The following is a 17,746-nucleotide window of genomic DNA, read 5'->3' as shown; positions in this document are numbered from 1 at the left end:
CGTTTCGTCGAGCCGGTCAACGGTTCGCCAACTACCGGGGTCCGCCTGTCAGCCGTGCCGATCGGCGAACAGGTCACCGGCCGTGTCGGCATGGACGGCGCGCTCGGACCAGACGGTCAGCTGGTCGAAGTCGGTACAGGACTGCACGCGTTCGCGGATGTGGTCCGGAACCTCGATGCCGCGCCAGCGCAGGATGTTCAGCGTCATCTCGGCCCGGTCCCGAACCCGGCCCTGTTCAAGGCCCTGCTCAAGGCCCTGCTCGCGTACCTGCTCGGCGAGCGGGTGCCGCCAGAAGTACTGCATCGTCGTCATCAGGTCCCTCCACATCTGCTGTGCCTTGGGGTCGGTCAGGCATGAGTCGACGAACTGCACGAGCACCGCGGCGCTGTCCTCGTCGATGGTCCGCAGGGCTGCTGCCAGCGATTCCAGTATGCCCGCGGCCATCGGGCCGCGACCGTGTGTCATCGCGGAAAACACCGCAAGAGTGACGTTCCGCGCGGCCTCGCGCACGTCTGCGATCACTGGCACGTTGTCGGGGCCCAGCACGAACGGCCACACCGCCATGGACGGCCGTCCGGGCACCCCGAGATAGATGGGCTCCGCCGCCCACCGGGCGGTCGCACTGTTCTGCGTGACGACGATCAACACCGGCTCACAGCGGAACTTCTCGCGGAGAAAGGCGAGGTAGTACGGCCAACTGCCACGCTTCCTCTCGTCCGGCTGGCCCTGCGACTCGACGACCAGCAGGTAGCTTCCCTCGTCGGTCTCGGCCCGCAGCAGCGTGTCCACACGCCGCTCGATGGGCTCGATCTCGGTGAGGTCGATGTTCATCGCTGCGAACTCACGTGGCTCCGGGAAGGGCACGTGCAATACCTCTTGCAGAGCACGGGTCAGGAGTGCCGGATCCTTCTGGAAGATCCGGTGCAGTGCCTCGTGCGACGAGCCGACCATCGGCTCTCCTTTCTGTCCGACGTGATCAACGAGCTACGCCGCGTTAAGTTCGCACCACACGAGCTTGCCGCGATGCCCCATGCGCGACAGCGGCTGCCAGTGCCAGAGGTCCGAGCAGGCCCGGACGAGGGCCATGCCGCGCCCGCTCTCGGCGTCGGTCAGCTCCTCCAGTCGTCCCGGCGGCTCGGGCGGCTCGGGGTCCGCGTCCCAGGCACCGATCTGGAGGACGCCGTCCCGGAAGCGGAGACGCAGGCAGGCGGGGCCCTTGGTGTGCAGTACGGCGTTGGAGACCAGCTCCGAGGCGAGCAGCTCCGCGGTGTCGACCAGGTGGATCAGGCCGTGCAGCGTGAGGATCAGGCGCAGGGTGCGGCGGCAGACGGTCACGGCGCGGGGGTCGCAGGGGATGTAGAGGGAGTACTCCCAGGGATCGGACATGCGTCAACTCCGAGTGACGTGAGGGGATTTACGCGCGGTGGCATTGCCGCAGCCGTCATGGCAGGACGAAGCGGTGCGCTTCCGCAGCGTGTTCAGTACGTCACTGACGGTAGATCTAAATATAGAGACGCTGCAAGCCGATCGCGTAATCTGACGCCGAACGAGTCGCGCATGCAGGCGCGTTGAACCTAGGAGTGGCCGAGCCTTGAGGCGCGAACCAACGGCACGTCAGACGCGCGTGGCGACCGAACTGCGCAGGCTCCGAGAGGCGGCGGACCTCAACGCCCGCCAAGCGGCGGCGCTGCTCGGCGTGAGTCCCGCCCAGATCACTCACATCGAGTCCGGCCTCGCGGGCGTGAGCGAGAAGCGACTTCGCCGCCTCGCGTCCCATTACTCATGCACGGACGACGAGTTCATCGACGCGCTGGTGGTCATGGCCACGGACCGGACGCGCGGCTGGTGGGAGGAGTACCGGGGCCTGCTGCCCACCCCGTTCCTGGACCTGTCCGAGCTGGACCACCACGCGTCGTTCCGGCGCGAGGTGGCCATCCTTTTCGTGCCCGGCCTACTACAGACAGAGGGTTACGCCCGAGCCGTGTTCTCATCACGGGTGCCTGAACTCACCTCCGATGAGCTTGAGTTGCGTGTCCGGCACCGCTTGAACCGACAAAGGATGACCATCCCCTACGAGGTGGTGATCCACGAAGCGGCACTGCGCATCAGGGTCGGCGACCGCGACAACTCACGTGCTCAACTCGCACGTCTCGTCGACCTTTCCCAAAAGGACCACATCACCCTGCGCGTCATCCCCTTCGACCTGGACGGCTTTTCCAGAGCTTCGAGCACCATGACGTACGTGGGCGGCCCGCTGCCCAAACTCGACACGGTGGTTCGCGACCTGCCCCATGGATCCATTTTCATCGATTCCGATGCTCAGCTCAGCGCCTATCGAACGCGCTTCCATAAGGTTGAAGCTGTCTCGCTGGAACCCGAACGGTCACGCGACTTCATCCACAAGCTGGCGAAGGAGCTTTGAAGCGCCCCATGAACACCCCCGGCAACTGGCAGAAGTCGTCCTACTCCGGCGAGGGCGACGGCAACGACTGCGTAGAGCTCGCCTCCACCCCCGCCGCGCTCCACCTCCGTGAGTCCGACACCCCCGGCACCGTCCTCACCACCGCACCGGCCCCGCTCGCTCGGTTTCTGCACGCCATACGCACAGGAACTCCCGGAATTGTGGCCTCCATCACAGCCCACCAGGGCCGCGCCTGCTGAAGTGACCCGATGATCGGTCTCGTAATCCGCGTCCTCCCGTTCTGGGTGCGCGAGCCTCTGCTTGTCGTCGTCGGTGTGCCCTTCAGCGGCCTCCTCTTCTATGCCGCCATCCGGGACCAGGAGTGGATCGGGGCCGCTCTCGGCCTCGCCGTCGCCGTGTTCACGGCCGTCCGCATCCACACGATCCGGCGCGCCCTCCAGACCCGCCGCCAACTGAAGGCCATGGAGGGCATGAAGCGCATCGAGGGCATCTAGAGCATCCAGGCAGGGCGCGCCCCCGCAGGGCTCTCAGTCGTCGACGTCGACGTGGTCGAACGTCCTCAGCATCTCCGTCAGCACCCGTACGCAGCCCCGCACCTCGGCATCGGTCAGTTCGCCCCCGACCTCGCGGTTCAGCGTGTGTTCGCGGTCCAGGACGGTGGCGATCAGGGCCCGGCCCTCCTCGGTGATCCGGATCAGGGACGAGCGCTGGTGCGCGGGGTTGGGCAGGGTCTCCACCCACCCCTGAGCCGCCGCGTCGTTGACCATGCGCTGCACGAACTGCCGGCTCAGCGCCTGGATCCGGCTCAGCTGCGGGACCGTCAGGTCCCCTTTGCGGCACAGCAGATCGAGCACGGATCGCACCCCGACGGAAGCGCCCTCGACGGCCTCGCCCTGTTCGACCTTGCGCAGGGCGCGACGGTAGAGCGGGCCGACCAGGTCGAAGACCTCGGTGAGCCGGTGGCCGAGTTCGTCGGGCGGGAGCGGGGCGTCGGCGGGGAGAGACGGGTCGGTGTCGTTCACCCCCACATGATGCACCCGGAGAACATGACACCTTGGTTGCCAAAAATCGCGCAGGATGACACCTTGGTTGTCATGACTGCTGCTTCGGACATGAAGTACTTCGCCTCCGCCGACGGGGACCTCGCCTACCGCGAGGCCGGCGCCGGAGAACTCGTGGTCCTCGTCCACTCGGGATTCGTCGATCACCGTGTCTTCGACGCGGTGATCCCGGCGCTGGCCCGCACCCACCGGGTGATCGCGCCGGACGTACGCGGCCACGGCGCCTCCGCCAACGCGACCCGGTCCTTCCGCTGGACCGACGACCTCGCCGCGCTGCTGCGCCACCTCGACGCGGGCCCCGCGGTGCTGGTCGGCGTCTCGATGGGCGGCGTGATCGTCAGTGACACCCTGCTCGAACATCCGGAGCTGGTGCGCGCGGCCGTCGTGGGCGGCGCCTCGACCGGCGAGTTCCAGGACTCCGACCCCTGGCACCGGGCGATCCAGGCCGAGATCGCCCGCGCCCTGGCCGCCGGTGACATCGAGGGCTGGCTGAAGGCGTTCCTGAGCTACGTGCCCGGCCCGCACCGCACCCTCGACGAGGTCGACCCGGACATCCCGCGCCGACTGAGCGAGATGGCCCTGAACACCCTCTCCAAGCACACCCCCGGAGAGCAGGACCACCTCGTCCGGGTCACCGACACCTGGTCGCGGGTGCCGAAGATCGACGTCCCGGTGCTCACGGTGAACGGCGCCCTGGACACCTCCGACGCGATCACCGCGGCACAGCGCCTGGCCGACGGCGTCCGGGACGGCCGGTCCGTGCTGATCGAGGGCACCGCGCACTACTCCAACATGGAGAAGCCCGAGGAGTTCACCGCCGTCGTCGCGGACTTCCTGCGCAGCCTCTGACGGGCCGAGGGACCGACCCCAGGACCGGCTTGGGGACCGGCTTCGGGACCGGCCGCGCGGTCGACCGAGGGACAGGCCGAGGGACAGGCCGCAGGACCGGCCGCCGGGTCGGCCGGCCTACGCCTTCGGCTCCTCCGCCCAGCCCGACTTCGAACCCGCACCCGCACCCGGGCTCTCATCCGGACTCACCACCACCTCGTCGCCCAGCGACACCTTCCCCGCGCGCCGTACCTCGAAGTAGGCGCCGAAGGCGACTCCGCCGCCGTCCGCCCGGCGGTAGTCCGCGAGGGTGCGCAGGGGTTCCGGGCCCGAGCGGCGGCCGGTGCGCTGGTCGACCATCGTGATGGCGCAGCGGATCGTGTCCTCGGCGAAGGCCAGCTCGGTGTCGGCGATGGTGAGGCGGGCGGCGCCGTCCTCCGTGTGCGGGGTGTCCCAGCCGTCCACCACCAGGTTGGGCCGGAAGCGGTTCATCGGGAGGGGGGTGGATCCGCGTTCCGTGATCCGGTGGTTCAGGGCGTCCAGGCTGGACCGGGAGACGAGGTGCAGGCGGCCGTTGTCGCCGGCCGGGGACCGGACCAGGGTGCTCGGGGCGCCCAGTACCGCCGTGAGCCAGTCGTGCACGTCCGCGCTGTCCGCCCGCACCGGGTCCCGGCCGGGTGCGCGCAGCGTCAGCCCGTCCTCCGTCGACTCCGGTGTGATCAGGGCCAGCCCGGGGTCGCCCCACTGCCAGCGCAGGTCGCCCTTCTCGTCGGCGATCGCGTACGTGCGGTCGTGCAGCAGCCCGGTGCTCGTCAGCACCGCCTCCGAAAGCTCCGTTCCCGCACATCCCTTGACCGGGTAGTACGTGATCCCGACCAATCGCGCGACCGTCATCCCCACGTCCCCCACGTCCCCCACGCCCCCACGCCCCCTCGTCAGTCCGTCACTCAGTCAGTGAGTCGGTCCGTCGGTCCGTCGGTCCGTCAGTCCGTCACGAGTGCCAGTACGAATCCGTCGTACCCATTTCCGCCCACCGACTGCAACGCCGTCGCGGTCAACCCGGCTTTTCGCGCCATGAGTTCGGTGAAGCTGCGGACTCTCTGACGGGCTCCGGCGAGCCTTGAGTGAGTTCCTCATGGGAACCTACCGCTGCCCAGGTGACCCGTCCATCAACTTTTCACCCAGGACGGTGAGTACGATCGGCCCCGCGTCCGTACTCCTGTGCGTCCGCCCCCACCGGACACAGCACATCGACACATCGGCGGAATCCCCGACCGGGCAGGAGGCACGGTGCCAATTTCGCGAAACATGATGGGAACCCTGTTCGTAGGCGGTGCGCTGACCCTGACACTCAGCGCGCTGGCATACCCATCGATGCTCGGACTTGACACGGTGTCGACCTCGACGGACCGGATCATCGCCAACACCCAGTGGGGCCCCCTGACCGAGGGCGACCGGGACTTCGTGGTGAAGGTGCGGGCCGCCGGTCTCTGGGAGTACCCGCTGGGCCAGATCGGGCTCCAGAAGGGGCAGAGCAAAGCGGTACTCACCGCCAGCGAGCACCTGATCGACGGTCACGGCGCACTGGACGAGAGCTGCCGCAAGATCGCGCCGATGCTGAACATCCAGCTGCCCAACGTGGCCAGCCCTCAGCAGGAGGGCTTCGTCACCCAGCTGAAGGCAGAGACCGGCAAGCAGTTCGACGTCGACTTCGCCAACATCCTGCGGATGACACACGGTTCGATCTTCAACACGATCGCCAAGATCCGTTCCACGACCAAGAACACGCTGGTCCGAGCCCTCGCCGACCAGGCCAACGACACGGTCCTGGACCACATCACGGTGATGGAGAAGACAGGGCTGGTCGACTTCGACACCACACTGTTCAACCAGACCACGCCGCCGAAGCTGCCCCAGTCGGACATGACCCCTCCGGTCCCGCCCGCCGGCCAGCCCATGGTCGTGCTCACTCCGCCGCCGACCGCCACCTCCACCCCACTGGACCTGAACGCAGCCGTGTCGGGCAACGCCGGATAACCGGCGGACGTACACACGGTGGAGCGGCCGGCCGACAGCTGTCGGCCGGCCGCTCCGGTACCGCACGGGGCCCGGCCCGTGCGGCGGATCAGGTCGCGCGGACCGCAATGTTTCACTTCCGCTTTCGCCCCGGCCGGAGCCACCACGGGTCTCCCTAGGCCAGCCACACCGTCGTGTCCGGGCCCAGCAGCCCGTCGTCGTCGAGGGGAACGCTGCTCAGCAGCACCTCGCCCGGCGGCAGCGGCACCGGCACGTCCGACAGGTTGGTCACGCACCGCCAGCCGTCGTGGCGGGCGAACGCCAGCACACCCGGCGGGGTGCCGTCCCGCAGCCAGTCGAGCTCCTCCCCGTCGAGCAGTTTGCGGCGCAGGCGCAGGGCCGCGCGGTAGAGCTCCAGCGTGGAGCCCTGCACGCCCTCCTGGGCCTCGACGGCGTACCGGGCGAAGTACGGCGGCTGCGGCAGCCAGGCGCCGGACGCGCCGAAGCCGTACGACGCTCCCGTCGTCGTCCACGGCAGCGGCACCCGGCAGCCGTCGCGGCCCTTGCGGACCCGGCCCGTCTGCTCCCAGAGCGGGTCCTGGAGCACCTCCACGGGCAGGTCGGCGACCTCGGGCAGGCCCAGTTCCTCGCCCTGGTAGACGTACGACGATCCCGGCAGCGCCAGCATCAGCAGCGTCGCCGCGCGGGCCCGGCGCAGGCCGGCCGCCTCGTCGACGGGCGGGGCGTGGCCGCCGGAGAGGAGCCAGGCGTTGTCGTCCGTGCCCGGCGGCAGCATGAGGCGGGAGCCGTGGCGCAGGACGTCGTGGTTGGACAGCACCCAGGTGGCCGAGGCTCCGACGGCGCGGGCGGTGGCCAGGGAGTCGGTCACGACCGTGCGGATCTCCTCGGTGTCCCAGCCCGCCTGGAGATACTCGAAGTTGAACGCCTGGTTCAGTTCCTCGGGGCGGGCGTAGAGGGCGCGTCGGGCACCCGGGACCCAGGCCTCGGCGACGGCCGTACGGGGCGGGGTGTAGGAGTCGAGAACGCGGCGCCAGTCGCGGTAGATCTCGTGGACCTCGTCGCGGTCGTAGAAGGGGTGGGTGCCGGGGGGCAGGCGGTCGAGGACGTCCTCGCCCACGAGTTCCGGTGTGCCCAGGTCGCGCAGGGGTTCGGTGAGGTCCTTGGCGAGGGCGTGGGCCACGTCCACCCGGAAGCCGTCGACGCCCCGGTCGGACCAGAAGCGCAGGGTGGTGCGGAAGTCCTCGCGGACCTCCTCGTGGTCCCAGTTCAGGTCGGGCTGCTCACGGGCGAAGAGGTGCAGGTACCACTGGCCGTCGGGGACGCGCTGCCAGGCGCTGCCGCCGAAGACCGACTGCCAGTCGGTGGGCGGGAGTTCGCCGCTCGGGCCGCGTCCGTCACGGAACACGTAGCGCTCGCGGGCCGGGGAGCCGGGGCCGGCGGCCAGCGCCTCCCGGAACCACGGGTGCTGGTGGGAGGTGTGGTTGGGGACGAGGTCGACGATCACCTTCAGACCGAGACGGTGGGCCTCGGCGGCCAGCGCGTCGAAGTCGGCCAGGGATCCCAGGCGCGGGTCCACGTCCCGGTGGTCGGCGACGTCGTAGCCGCCGTCGGCGAGCTCGGACGGGTAGAAGGGGGAGAGCCAGAGGGCGTCTACGCCGAGGCCGGCCAGGTGGGGCAGCCGGTCGGTGACACCGCGCAGGTCCCCGAGTCCGTCGCCGTCGGCGTCGGCGAAGCTGCGTGGATAGACCTGGTAGACGACGGCCTGGCGCCACCAGTCGGGGCGGTGGGAGGAGAAGTCGGTCATGAGCGGAAGTCTGTCCATTGTGCCCGGAAAGTGAACGTGCGAGCCGTTCGGAGCGGATCATTCCGAACGTGAGGGAGATGTGACGGAACCTTGAACTCCCTGAGGTTTGACGCAGGTTGACAGCGGTCTGTGGTCCGCACGACGATGGGCCCACGCTGTGGCCCCTGTGACCGGAGGGCCTGGTGTTTCTTCTTCTGATCTGACCAATCAGCCCCGGCCATTCAGCTCTGGCCGATCAGTCCTGGCACTCGCCAAGAATGGGATACGCATGTCCATAGCGAGACGTGTCACCGTGCGCCGCCTGCTGGGGACGGGCGCCGCTTCGCTCACCCTGTGCGCCGCCTCCGTCGCCGCCGCCTCCGGCGCCTTCGCCAGTACCGGCACTCCCGGTGGCGACGGCTGGAAGTCCGGCGGCCAGTACCAGCCGGGGACGGGCGCGGGCACCGAGACGGGCACCGACCGCTGCCAGTTCTCGCTCGACGGCGCACACTTCTACGACTCGGTCCGGGTCGACGACCAGAACCTCAGGCCGACCGAGGACGGCAAGATCCACGTCAAGGTCCGCGCGGCCGGCGACGCGTCGACGTGCACCGCCTCGCTCGCCTCCTACCTCGCCCACGGCTCCAGCTTCGGCACCTCCGGCGAGCAGGTCTTCGTCGACTTCGACAGCGTGACGGTCAAGCCCGGCCAGACCGACACCCTCGACATCGCCGTGCCCGACGCGGGCTGCTTCGCGCAGATCGACCTCTACCGGGGCGCGGTCAAGTTCGACGGCAAGCTCGACGCGAAGGACGGGTTCGTCCACGGGGACCTGCCCAAGGGGCCGGACCGTCCGGTCATCAAGGACAAGCTGATCGCGGCCTGGAACGGCGGCACGAAGGACTGCACGGTCACCGAGCAGCCGCCGTCGTCCCCGCCGGCCGGGGACGGGTCGCCGCCCTCGCCGTCCGCCTCGACCCCGTCGGAGCCGTCGAAGCCCTCGGAGCCGTCGGAGCCCTCCGAGTCGGCGTCCGAGAGCACGTCTCCGTCGCCGTCCGCGCCGGAGTCGGGCACGCCGACCCCGTCCGCGTCCGAGTCGACGAGCGCACCGGCCCCCACGCCGAACGGTGGCGGCGGTGACCTCGCCGAGACCGGTGCGGACAGCAACACCCCGCTGATCGCGGGCGGCGCGGCCGCACTGCTGGCGGGCGGCGCGGCGATCGTCGCCGCGACCCGACGCCGCAAGGCGCTGCGCGGCTGAGTGACTGAGTCGGCTGAGCGGCTGAGCGGCTGACTCAGCTGGCTCCGCCGACGTGACGCGGGTCTGGGGGACGTACCCCCGGACCCGCGTTCTGCCTTTGAGGGGCTGAAGGGCTTGAGGAGCTTGGGGCCCGAGGAGCCTCGGGGGTTGGAGGGCTAGCCTTCCAACGCCGTCAGCCACAGCTTCACGTAGCGCTCCACGTCCACGTCCAACCCCACGTCCACGAGGGTCTGTTCGCGTGCGCCCTCGTGGATCTCGGACTCGCCGGCGCGCGGGCGGCGGTCGACGACCGTCTGGCCCCGGGCCGGGCCGGGGGCCAGCGAGACCTCCACCGGGAGGAGCTCGGTGGTCAGCCCCGCCGGGTCGGCCACCGCGCAGACCGCGCCCGCGTCGCCGAGGCCACCGGTGGGCGTGGGGTCGCCGGAGGTGGCCGGGTCGCGGTGGGCGAGCAGTTCGCCGGCCAGCCGGAGACGGGGCTCCGGACTCGCCCGCAGCCGCGCCACGTCCGCCGCCGGCACCAGGACCCGCTTGAAGACGTCCAGCCCGTACATGGTGATCGGCACGCCGGCGGTGAGCAGGATCGCCGCCGCCTCCGGGTCGTGCCACACGTTGAACTCCGCGACCGGCGTGGCGTTCCCGGTCGTCACCGCGCCGCCCATGAACACGATCCGCTCGATGTTGCGGGTCACCTCCGGGTGGGTGCGCAGCAGCAGGGCGATGTTCGTCAGCGGGGCGGTGGGAACGAGGGTGACCGGGCGCGGGGAGGCGAGGATCTCCCGGCGCAGCAGCGTGACCGCGTCCACGTCGACCGCCCTGCGGGTCGGGGCGGGCAGGCCGAGGTCGCCCATGCCGTCCTGGCCGTGCACATGGCTTGCCGTGCGGACCGGTTCGAGCAGTGGCCGCTCGGCGCCACGGGCGACCGGGATGTCGCCGGCGCCCGCGTACTCCAGCACGGTCAGCGTGTTGCGGACCACGCCGTCCACGTCCGTGTTCCCGGCCACGCACGTCACCGCCCGCACGTCCAGGCCGGGATGGCGTACCGCGAACAGCAGGGCGAGGGCGTCGTCGACACCCGTGTCGCAGTCGATGATCACGGGGATGGGCTGCTCGGTCACCTCGGGGACTCCTTCCGCACCACGGTCGCCGTCGCCACCGACCCTATGCGGGCGCGTTCACACCCACAGTCCGGTCCCACGGGCCGCCGCCCGCTCGCCGATCCGGCGGACCAGCTCGTCGGCGGGCAGCGCCCCCGGGCGGCGGCCGTCGCGCAGCCGGACGGCGGCCAGGTCGCCCTGCGCCTCCCGCTCCCCGATCACCGCCTGGTACGGCACCAGCCGCGCCGCCCGGACCCGGGCCCCCAGGCTGCCCCGGTCCGGCCCGGCGAGCTCCGCCCGCAGCCCCGCCGCCACCGCCCGCCGCACCAGCTCCGCCGCCTGTTCCTCCTGCGCCTGCGACACCGGCAGCACGGCCAGCTGGACCGGCGCCAGCCACACGGGGAACGCGCCGCCGTGTTCCTCGAGGAGATGCGCCACGGCCCGTTCCACACTGCCGATGACACTGCGGTGCACCATCACCGGGCGGTGTTTGGCCCCGTCGGCGCCGATGTAGTGCAGGTCGAAGCGTTCGGGCTGGTGGAAGTCGATCTGGACGGTGGACAGGGTCGCCTCGCGGCCCGCGCGGTCGGTGATCTGCACGTCGATCTTCGGACCGTAGAAGGCGGCCTCGCCCTCGACGGCCTCGTAGGCGATGCCCGCCTGCCGAAGGACCTCCCGGAGCAGGTCGGTGGCCCGCCGCCAGAGCTCCGGGTCGGCCACGTACTTACCGCCCTCGCCCGGCAGGGAGAGGCGGTACCGGGCCGGGCGGATCCCCAGGTCGGCATAGGCGCGGCCGATGAGTTCCAGGGCGGCCCGAGCCTCTTCGACGGCCTGCTCCAGGGTGCAGAAGATATGGGCGTCGTTGAGCTGGATGGCCCGTACCCGGGTCAGCCCGCCGAGCACACCGGACGGCTCGGAGCGGTACATGCCACCCAACTCGGCGATACGGAGCGGCAGTTCGCGGTAGCTGCGGGAGCGGGAACGGTAGATGAGCGCGTGGTGGGGACAGAGACTGGGGCGCAGCACGACCTGCTCGGCCCCGAGCTCCATCGGCGGGAACATGTCCTCGCTGTAGTGATCCCAGTGACCCGAGATCTCGTACAGCTCGCGCTTGCCGAGGACCGGCGAGTACACGTGCCGGTAGCCGGCGGCGCGCTCGGCCTGCCGTACGTACTCCTCCAGGGCGTGGCGTACGACCGCGCCGTCCGGCAGCCAGTACGGCAGGCCCGCGCCCATCAGGGGGTCGGTGTCGAAGAGGCCGAGCTCGCGGCCCAGGCGCCGGTGGTCATGGCCGTGGCCGTGCTCCGGGTCGTGAGGCTCCGGATCGTGGTGCTCCGGGGCGCGGTGCCGGTCGTTCATGAGGGCTCCCTCGATCGGGGAGGGGCGAGGAACCACCGGAGCACGTCGAAGCCCCGGGGACTCGCCCCGGGGCTTCGGACATCCAGTTCGTGGATCAGCGCGCCGGGACGGGGTCCGGCGTCGTCGTGAGGGACGGCTGGGCGCGCTTCATGCCGACGACCGTAGCAACGCAACCCGCGCGACGCGATCGGTTTTCGCGCGCCGCCCACCCCGCCCGCCGACCGCCCCGCCACCCGCCTTCTCCCCCCGTCGGCCACCCCGTCACCCGCCTTCTCCCCCCGTCGGCCATCTTCTCCGCCGTCCGCCGCCCCGCCACCCACCTTCTCCTCCGTCCGCCGCCCCGCCGTCCGCCCGCTCCGCCGCCCGTCGCCCCGCCGGCCGGCCCGCGCCACCCGCCCGCACCAACGCCGGTAACCCGTACGGCCCGCCGCGCTGGTCGGCTCGTGGCAGCGGTGTTGCCGTGAGAGGAGGCACCCGCGCGCGCACTCCTGGAGGCACCCCGATGGCCCGTCCCCCCCTCCTCGCCTCCACGCTCCTCCTCGTCGCCGTCGCCACCCTCACCAGCGGCTGCGCCACCCTCGGTCTGGAACACCCGCCGACCGCCGCCCCGGCCACCCCGACCGTCGAGCGGTCGTCGGCCAGGCCCACCGCGCCGACCACCTCGCCCGTCCTCAGCGAGGCGCAGGCGCGCGCCGCCCTCATCACCGAAACCGACCTCGGCGCGCCCTGGACCCCGACCCGTGGCGCCGCCACCTGGCGCGACGGCATGCTCAAGGCGACCACCTCGGTCCCCGACTGTCAGAAGTTCCTCGACGCCCTCTACGCCGACGAACTGCTCGGCGGCCCCGCCCGCGCGGTCGTCGGACTCGACGATCCGGACGCCGGCGCCCAGCTGCGCTACCAGCTCAGCGGCAGCCGTCCGGCGGACGTCGACGCCCGGCTGGCCTGGCTGAGGACGATGCCGCAGAAGTGCGCCCGGTTCACGGCCAAGGCGACCGGCGACACCGTGCTGGACGCGCAGGTCTCCGAGCTGCCGCTGCCGGAGGTGGGCGACGTCCGCCAGGGCCTGCGCGTGACCCTGACGATCTGGGCGACGGCCGAGGAGAACCCCGGCGGCGATCCGACCGCCCTCACCCTGGACGTCGCCGCCGTCCGGGCCGGCCAGGACTCCTTCACCCTCACCAACGGCGGCCTGAACGACGCGCCGAACGCGGCGACCCAGGCGGCCGTCCAGCTCGGCGTCCGGCGACTGGCCGACGTCAGGCAGCAGGGGAAGGTGCAGGTCTGAGGCACAGGTCTGAGGCACAGGTCTGAGGCACAGGTCTGAGGCGCCGCAGCAGAGAGGCGGGATCAGAGGCGCCGCATCAGCGAGGCGGCATCAGAGAGGCGGGTCATCGTCGAAGCGCGTCCGCAGGGCGACCAACTCGTGGGACAGGTCCAGCACCGTACGGCTCCTCGCGAAGGCGTGGCCGCGCAGCAGCGACAGCGCCTCGTCCGCGGCGACCCCGAGCTGGGCCATCACCATCCCGACGGCCCGGTACACGTCGTCGTGATCGGTGGCCAGCGGGCTGAGCCAGCGGCCGAGGTCGTCCGGGTCGTCCGACTCTGCCCGCGGCAGCGCCACCAGCGCGTCCGTCACGATCTCGGCCACCACCCGCGCCCTGCCGACCTCCTCGGCGGCGAGCTCGCCGGGCACGTCCCGGTAGAGATCGAGGGTGCCCACGCACACCGCGCGGTCGCCCAGCGGCAGCGCGTACACCGACCGCACCCCGAGCGCCGCCGTCTGCTGGGCGAACACCGGCCAGCGGGAGGCGTCCCGGCTCGACATCAGATCCCGGGCCGAGACCACCGAACCGGTCTCGACCGCCTCGAAGCAGGGCCCGTCCCCCAGGCTGACCTGCATCTCCATCACATACGCGGCCCGCTCGTCGCTCGCGCTCAGCGGCACCGGAATGCCGTCGCCGCGCAGTGACATGCTCGCCCCGCTCACCGGCAGCAGCTTCAGCACGGCGTCGCACAGCCGCTGCGGCACCTCCCGCGGACCGGCGCCGCGCGTCTCCTCGGCGATGACTTCGGCGATCCGGTCCCGATCCCGGTGGTCCATGGTCATCACCTGCCATCACCTGCGTCGACGGGCCGGCTCACCTCCCGTGGTGCGCCGGGTACCCCGCCCGCCCGCCAGGACAACCTGCCGCGGCTACGGCTTCTCGTACGGATCCGCCGGCTGTTCCACCTGTGTGACCGTGACCGCGTCCAGGACCGGCGGCCAGGCCGCGTCGGAGCCGAGCTTGCCCTTCGGCCGCCAGGCGCCGGTGACGGTGACCCAGGTGTCGGCGGGCAGGACGTCGTCGTCCGCGTTCCGGATCTCGACCTTGCCGGTGGTGGCATCGGCGGCGCAGCAGGTCACGACGAGGCGGGTGACGTACCAGGTGCCGTCGTCGCCGTGGGTGACGAAGCCGGTCAGGCGGACGGTACGGCCCTTCAGCGAGCGTCCGCTGTCGTAGATCGCGCGCGAGCTGAACTCGGCGACCGTCAGCTCGACCGGGTCGCCCGCCGGGAGCGCCGGGAAGGCGCCGACGCCCTGCGCGGCCCGCTGGGCGGCCTCGCGGCCGGCGCTGTAGGAGCCGAGGGCCGGGGGCGGGAAGAGGAGGAGGGCGAGGGCGGGGAGCGTGAGCAGCCAGGCGACGCGGGGCCCGGCGGGGCCGTGGGAATGCCCCTCGTGCCCGGCGTGCCCTTCGTCGTCCTCGTACCCGGCGTGCCCTTCGCCGTCCTCGTGCCCGGCGCGCCCTTCGCCGTACTCGTGGTGGACGTCCTCGTGCGGGCCGGGCGTGCGGTGGCGCAGGACCGCCGTCACGAGGCCCAGCAGCACCAGGGCGACCCCGGACACGATCAGGTAGGGCCGCATGCCCGCCTGCACATAGCGCAGGTACAGATCGCCGAAGAGGGTGATCCGCAGGACCGCGCCGCCCGTCAGGAGGAGCAGCGCCGCCGGTCCGTACCGCCTCACAGCAGCCACCACCCCACGAGGACGCTTGCGGCCACGGCCACCACCCAGGTCGCCGACGCGAACCGTACGGCGAAGGACCGGCCGAAGGTGCCCGCCTGGAGGGCGAGCAGCTTCAGGTCCACCATCGGGCCCACCACCATGAACGCCAGCCGTGCGGTGGGCGGGAAGGCGCTCAGGGAGGCGGCGACGAAGGCGTCGGCCTCACTGCACACGCACAGCACGACGGCCAGTACGGCCAGCAGCGGCACCGCGAGCCAGGGCGACCCGGTGAAGAGGTCGAGGACCGAGCGCGGGACGGCGATGTTGAAGGTCGCCGCGGCCGCCGCGCCCAGCACCAGGAAGCCGCCCGCGTGCAGGAAGTCGTGCTGAAGTCCGGTGAGGAAGGCGCGGGCGCCGGTGGCGCGGGCGCCGGTGGCGCGGGCGCCGGTGGCGCGGGCGCCGGTGGCGTGGGCCGACGCGGTGCCGCGCCCCGGGAGCCGCAGCCACTTCTCCTGCCCGAACCGCGCCCACAGCCAGCCCATCAGCACGGCGGTGCCGAGCGAGGCGAGCAGCCGGGCCAGGACCATCTTCGGCTGGCCCGGGAAGGCGATGGAGGTCGCGACGAGCACGACCGGGTTGATCGCGGGCGCGGAGAGCAGGAAGGCGAGGGCGGCCGCCGGGGCGACCCCGCGCCGCATCAGGCTCCCGGCCACCGGCACCGAGGCGCACTCGCAGCCGGGCAGCACGGCCCCGGCGATACCGGCCACCGGCACGGCGAGCGCGGGATTGCGCGGCAGGAGCCGCCGGAACACCCGCTCCGGCACGAACGCGCCGATCGCCGCCGAGACGACCGTACCGAGCAGCAGGAAGGGCACCCCCTGGACGGCGACGGCGGTGAACACCGTCCACCAGGCGGCCACCGGCGGGGTGTAGAGGTCGAGCGCGAGCGTCGGCCCGAGAACGGACACGACGGTCGCGATGGCGACGAGCGCGGCACCGCCGAGCACGGCGTACACGGACGCACGCACGACGACCCGCAGGCCGTCGGCAACCGTCCGTTGATTCTCCACGCGGCGCACGCTAACGCCCTCACCAGTGGAAATGCTGTGACCCCAGCCCCCCTTCCAGCCCGTTTGGGGGTGTCCCCTCCGGGCGAGCTCGAGGACGGGGCCCGTTCAGGGCCGAAGCGGGGGTCCGGGGGCGGCAGACCCCAGGGAGGGGACGGGAAGGGGCCGCTGGGGCGGGAGAAACTAGAGCGGCGGCTGCGCGGGCGCCGGCCCCAGAGTCGTCGTCCCCGGCGCCGTACGGTGCCCCAGCCCCGTGCGATACGCGTCGAGCGCCGCCTCCACCCGCCCCGTACGCCGCAACAGATCCCCCAGCATCCGGCACAGATCGGCGAGATCCCCCGCGGCACCCGCCCGCTCCAGCAGGCTGAGAGCGCGCACATAGTGCTCCTCCGCCGCCTCCGTGTCCCGCGCGTCCTCGGCGATGATCCCGAGCAGCCGGTGCGCCCCCGCGGAGTGCACGGCGCCCCGCTCGGGCGACAGATCCCCGAGGACGGTGTGCAGCAGCGCGGCGGCCTCCTCCGACTTGCCCCGCCGGTGCAGGACGTCGGCCAGCTCGACGGCGACCTGGCTGCTGTAGAGGGCGGCGCGCTGCGCGGAGAGCATGGCCTGGGCCTGCTTCAACTCGTCTTCGGCACGCTCCAGTTCGCCGTTCTGTGCGTAGACGTAGCCGCGCATCCAGTGACAGTTGGCCAGCTCGGTACGGAGCTGGAGCTGACGGTAGAGCTCGGACGCCTTGGCCAGCGAGGCGTCGGCCTCCGCGAGGCGGCCCTCGGCGAGCAGGGTGCGGGCGACGGAGCGGTGCATACGGGCGACCAGGGCGGGGTCGCCGACCTGGGGCGCGAGGGCGAGGGCGAACTCGGCGGCCTGCGCGGCGCGGGCCTGCGCGCCCATGTCCATGTACGGGCCGATGACGGAGGCGTAGAGCAGGAGCAGCGCGTCGGGGTCGTGCAGCCCGCCCCGGTTGAGCTCGTCGAGGGTGGATTCCAGCAGGTAGACGGCGTAACGGAGTTCACCGGCGAGGTAGTGGGCGACGGCGCGGCCACGCAGGGCGGGGACGCGGGCGGGGAGCGGCGCCTGCGCGAGAGCGGCCTCGGCGCGCTCGAAGCAGCGCAGGGCCGTGTCCAGGTCTCCCGTGTCGATCCCGCACTCCCCGAGGCCGAGCAGCGCGGTGGCCTGCTCCTCCGCCAGCCCGTGCTCCTCGGCCTCCGCGAGCAGCCCGGAGTACTGGAGGGCCGCCTCCTCCGCCGCCCCGGTGGCCAGCGCCCGCTGGGCCTCGGTGAGACGGAGCCGCAGATCGGTGACGAGGCGGGCGGGGCGGCCGGTCGCCAGTTCCTCGAAGTCGACGCCCAGCCGCTCGGCGATGTGTTTGAGCGCCTCGTCGGAGGGCCGCACCCGGCCGGCCTCCAGCGTGGAGACATAGGCCGGGGTGTAGGTCGGCTCGGCCAACTGCCGCTGTGTCAGCCCTCGTTCGACCCGCAACCGCTGCACCCGGCGGCCGACGACCTCCGGCTCGTCCCGCTCTCCCACGCCCGGCTCCCCCAACTACCGCTGTGCCTCTTGCCGTTGGACTATCGCAGCCTCTAGGTTAAACGGCGAGTTAAGCATGCTTAACAGCTTGCTGACGTGAGTATCGCAGTCGCCGACGTTGCGAGGTAGCCGTGCCCGGACGCCCATCCGCACGCCCATCCGCACGCCCGTTCGCGTCCTACGTCAGGGCCGTCGCCGCGGCCGTCCTGACCGTGACGGCCCTGATCACCGCGGCCAACGCGGGCCCCGCCAGGGCGACGGACGCGGGTCCGGCCTCCCCGACGGCACGGCACGAGACGGCGGAGCGCCGCTAGGTCGTGC

19 protein-coding genes are annotated in these 17,746 nt (G+C 71.8%); 8 read left to right on the top strand and 11 right to left on the bottom strand.

Annotated features, from left to right (window positions below):
- Positions 1 to 48: 48 nt before the first annotated feature.
- Positions 49 to 951, bottom strand: coding sequence for an RpnC/YadD family protein (locus QQM72_RS17035; RefSeq protein ID WP_314221728.1), 903 nt, complete (start codon positions 949 to 951; stop codon positions 49 to 51).
- A gap of 33 nt (positions 952 to 984) precedes the next feature.
- The gene (locus QQM72_RS17030; RefSeq protein ID WP_314221727.1) at positions 985 to 1,386 is read right to left on the bottom strand and encodes an ATP-binding protein; all 402 of its coding nucleotides are present in this window, start codon (positions 1,384 to 1,386) and stop codon (positions 985 to 987) included.
- Between the two features lie 238 nt (positions 1,387 to 1,624).
- On the opposite strand from QQM72_RS17030, the gene QQM72_RS17025 reads away from it, so the two are divergent.
- From QQM72_RS17025 to QQM72_RS17015, 3 genes are read left to right on the top strand one after another with little or no spacing between them, the layout of a single operon-like run.
- Complete coding sequence (locus QQM72_RS17025; protein WP_314221726.1) at positions 1,625 to 2,422, top strand: helix-turn-helix domain-containing protein; 798 nt, start codon at positions 1,625 to 1,627, stop codon at positions 2,420 to 2,422.
- Between the two features lie 8 nt (positions 2,423 to 2,430).
- Positions 2,431 to 2,661 (top strand): DUF397 domain-containing protein, encoded by a 231-nt coding sequence (locus QQM72_RS17020; RefSeq protein ID WP_020132853.1) that lies wholly within the window; start codon positions 2,431 to 2,433, stop codon positions 2,659 to 2,661.
- Positions 2,662 to 2,670: 9 nt separating this feature from the next.
- Entirely contained in the window at positions 2,671 to 2,916 is a 246-nt protein-coding gene (locus QQM72_RS17015) for a hypothetical protein (protein WP_020132852.1), read from the top strand.
- A 33-nt stretch (positions 2,917 to 2,949) separates the two neighbouring features.
- On the opposite strand, the gene QQM72_RS17010 is transcribed toward QQM72_RS17015, so the two are convergent.
- Positions 2,950 to 3,444 (bottom strand): MarR family winged helix-turn-helix transcriptional regulator, encoded by a 495-nt coding sequence (locus tag QQM72_RS17010; RefSeq protein WP_314221725.1) that lies wholly within the window; start codon positions 3,442 to 3,444, stop codon positions 2,950 to 2,952.
- Positions 3,445 to 3,516: 72 nt separating this feature from the next.
- On the opposite strand from QQM72_RS17010, the gene QQM72_RS17005 reads away from it, so the two are divergent.
- A complete protein-coding gene (locus QQM72_RS17005; RefSeq protein WP_314221724.1) occupies positions 3,517 to 4,332 on the top strand; it encodes an alpha/beta fold hydrolase in 816 nt (271 codons plus the stop codon).
- Positions 4,333 to 4,449: 117 nt separating this feature from the next.
- Here QQM72_RS17005 and QQM72_RS17000 read toward each other — a convergent pair whose 3' ends face one another.
- Positions 4,450 to 5,205 (bottom strand): MOSC domain-containing protein, encoded by a 756-nt coding sequence (locus tag QQM72_RS17000; RefSeq protein ID WP_314221723.1) that lies wholly within the window; start codon positions 5,203 to 5,205, stop codon positions 4,450 to 4,452.
- 417 nt (positions 5,206 to 5,622) lie between these two features.
- Between QQM72_RS17000 and QQM72_RS16995 the strand changes: the two genes are divergently transcribed.
- Positions 5,623 to 6,348, top strand: coding sequence for a DUF4142 domain-containing protein (locus QQM72_RS16995; RefSeq protein WP_142267955.1), 726 nt, complete (start codon positions 5,623 to 5,625; stop codon positions 6,346 to 6,348).
- 154 nt (positions 6,349 to 6,502) lie between these two features.
- Here QQM72_RS16995 and QQM72_RS16990 read toward each other — a convergent pair whose 3' ends face one another.
- The gene (locus tag QQM72_RS16990; RefSeq protein ID WP_314221722.1) at positions 6,503 to 8,152 is read right to left on the bottom strand and encodes a glycoside hydrolase family 13 protein; all 1,650 of its coding nucleotides are present in this window, start codon (positions 8,150 to 8,152) and stop codon (positions 6,503 to 6,505) included.
- A gap of 268 nt (positions 8,153 to 8,420) precedes the next feature.
- On the opposite strand from QQM72_RS16990, the gene QQM72_RS16985 reads away from it, so the two are divergent.
- The gene (locus QQM72_RS16985; protein WP_314221721.1) at positions 8,421 to 9,392 is read left to right on the top strand and encodes an LAETG motif-containing sortase-dependent surface protein; all 972 of its coding nucleotides are present in this window, start codon (positions 8,421 to 8,423) and stop codon (positions 9,390 to 9,392) included.
- Positions 9,393 to 9,547: 155 nt separating this feature from the next.
- Here the strand turns inward: QQM72_RS16985 and QQM72_RS16980 are convergent, their stop codons facing one another.
- Both QQM72_RS16980 and thrS read right to left on the bottom strand, forming a co-directional pair.
- Complete coding sequence (locus QQM72_RS16980) at positions 9,548 to 10,507, bottom strand: nucleoside hydrolase (RefSeq protein WP_314221720.1); 960 nt, start codon at positions 10,505 to 10,507, stop codon at positions 9,548 to 9,550.
- A gap of 57 nt (positions 10,508 to 10,564) precedes the next feature.
- Positions 10,565 to 11,845 carry a threonine--tRNA ligase gene (gene thrS / locus QQM72_RS16975; protein ID WP_314221719.1) on the bottom strand — a complete coding sequence of 427 codons (1,281 nt, stop codon included), beginning with the start codon at positions 11,843 to 11,845 and terminating at the stop codon, positions 10,565 to 10,567.
- Between the two features lie 502 nt (positions 11,846 to 12,347).
- On the opposite strand from thrS, the gene QQM72_RS16970 reads away from it, so the two are divergent.
- Complete coding sequence (locus QQM72_RS16970; RefSeq protein WP_314221718.1) at positions 12,348 to 13,133, top strand: hypothetical protein; 786 nt, start codon at positions 12,348 to 12,350, stop codon at positions 13,131 to 13,133.
- Positions 13,134 to 13,223: 90 nt separating this feature from the next.
- Here the strand turns inward: QQM72_RS16970 and QQM72_RS16965 are convergent, their stop codons facing one another.
- The 4 genes from QQM72_RS16965 to QQM72_RS16950 form a co-directional block, all read right to left on the bottom strand.
- Complete coding sequence (locus tag QQM72_RS16965; protein ID WP_314221717.1) at positions 13,224 to 13,949, bottom strand: GAF and ANTAR domain-containing protein; 726 nt, start codon at positions 13,947 to 13,949, stop codon at positions 13,224 to 13,226.
- Positions 13,950 to 14,042: 93 nt separating this feature from the next.
- Positions 14,043 to 14,852 (bottom strand): TIGR03943 family putative permease subunit, encoded by an 810-nt coding sequence (locus QQM72_RS16960; protein WP_314221905.1) that lies wholly within the window; start codon positions 14,850 to 14,852, stop codon positions 14,043 to 14,045.
- Positions 14,849 to 15,901 carry a permease gene (locus QQM72_RS16955; RefSeq protein ID WP_314221716.1) on the bottom strand — a complete coding sequence of 351 codons (1,053 nt, stop codon included), beginning with the start codon at positions 15,899 to 15,901 and terminating at the stop codon, positions 14,849 to 14,851. The genes QQM72_RS16960 and QQM72_RS16955 overlap by 4 nt, the downstream gene beginning before the upstream one ends.
- Before the next feature lie 180 nt (positions 15,902 to 16,081).
- A complete protein-coding gene (locus tag QQM72_RS16950) occupies positions 16,082 to 17,425 on the bottom strand; it encodes a helix-turn-helix domain-containing protein (RefSeq protein ID WP_314221715.1) in 1,344 nt (447 codons plus the stop codon).
- A 131-nt stretch (positions 17,426 to 17,556) separates the two neighbouring features.
- On the opposite strand from QQM72_RS16950, the gene QQM72_RS16945 reads away from it, so the two are divergent.
- Positions 17,557 to 17,739, top strand: coding sequence for a hypothetical protein (locus tag QQM72_RS16945; RefSeq protein WP_314221714.1), 183 nt, complete (start codon positions 17,557 to 17,559; stop codon positions 17,737 to 17,739).
- Positions 17,740 to 17,746: the final 7 nt, after the last annotated feature.

It is taken from the genome of Streptomyces zaehneri (assembly GCF_032248645.1).
In the GTDB taxonomy this organism is placed as follows: domain Bacteria; phylum Actinomycetota; class Actinomycetes; order Streptomycetales; family Streptomycetaceae; genus Streptomyces; species Streptomyces coriariae.
The sequence above is the reverse complement of the archived record's forward strand: the minus strand, read 5'-3'. Positions and strand labels throughout refer to the sequence as shown.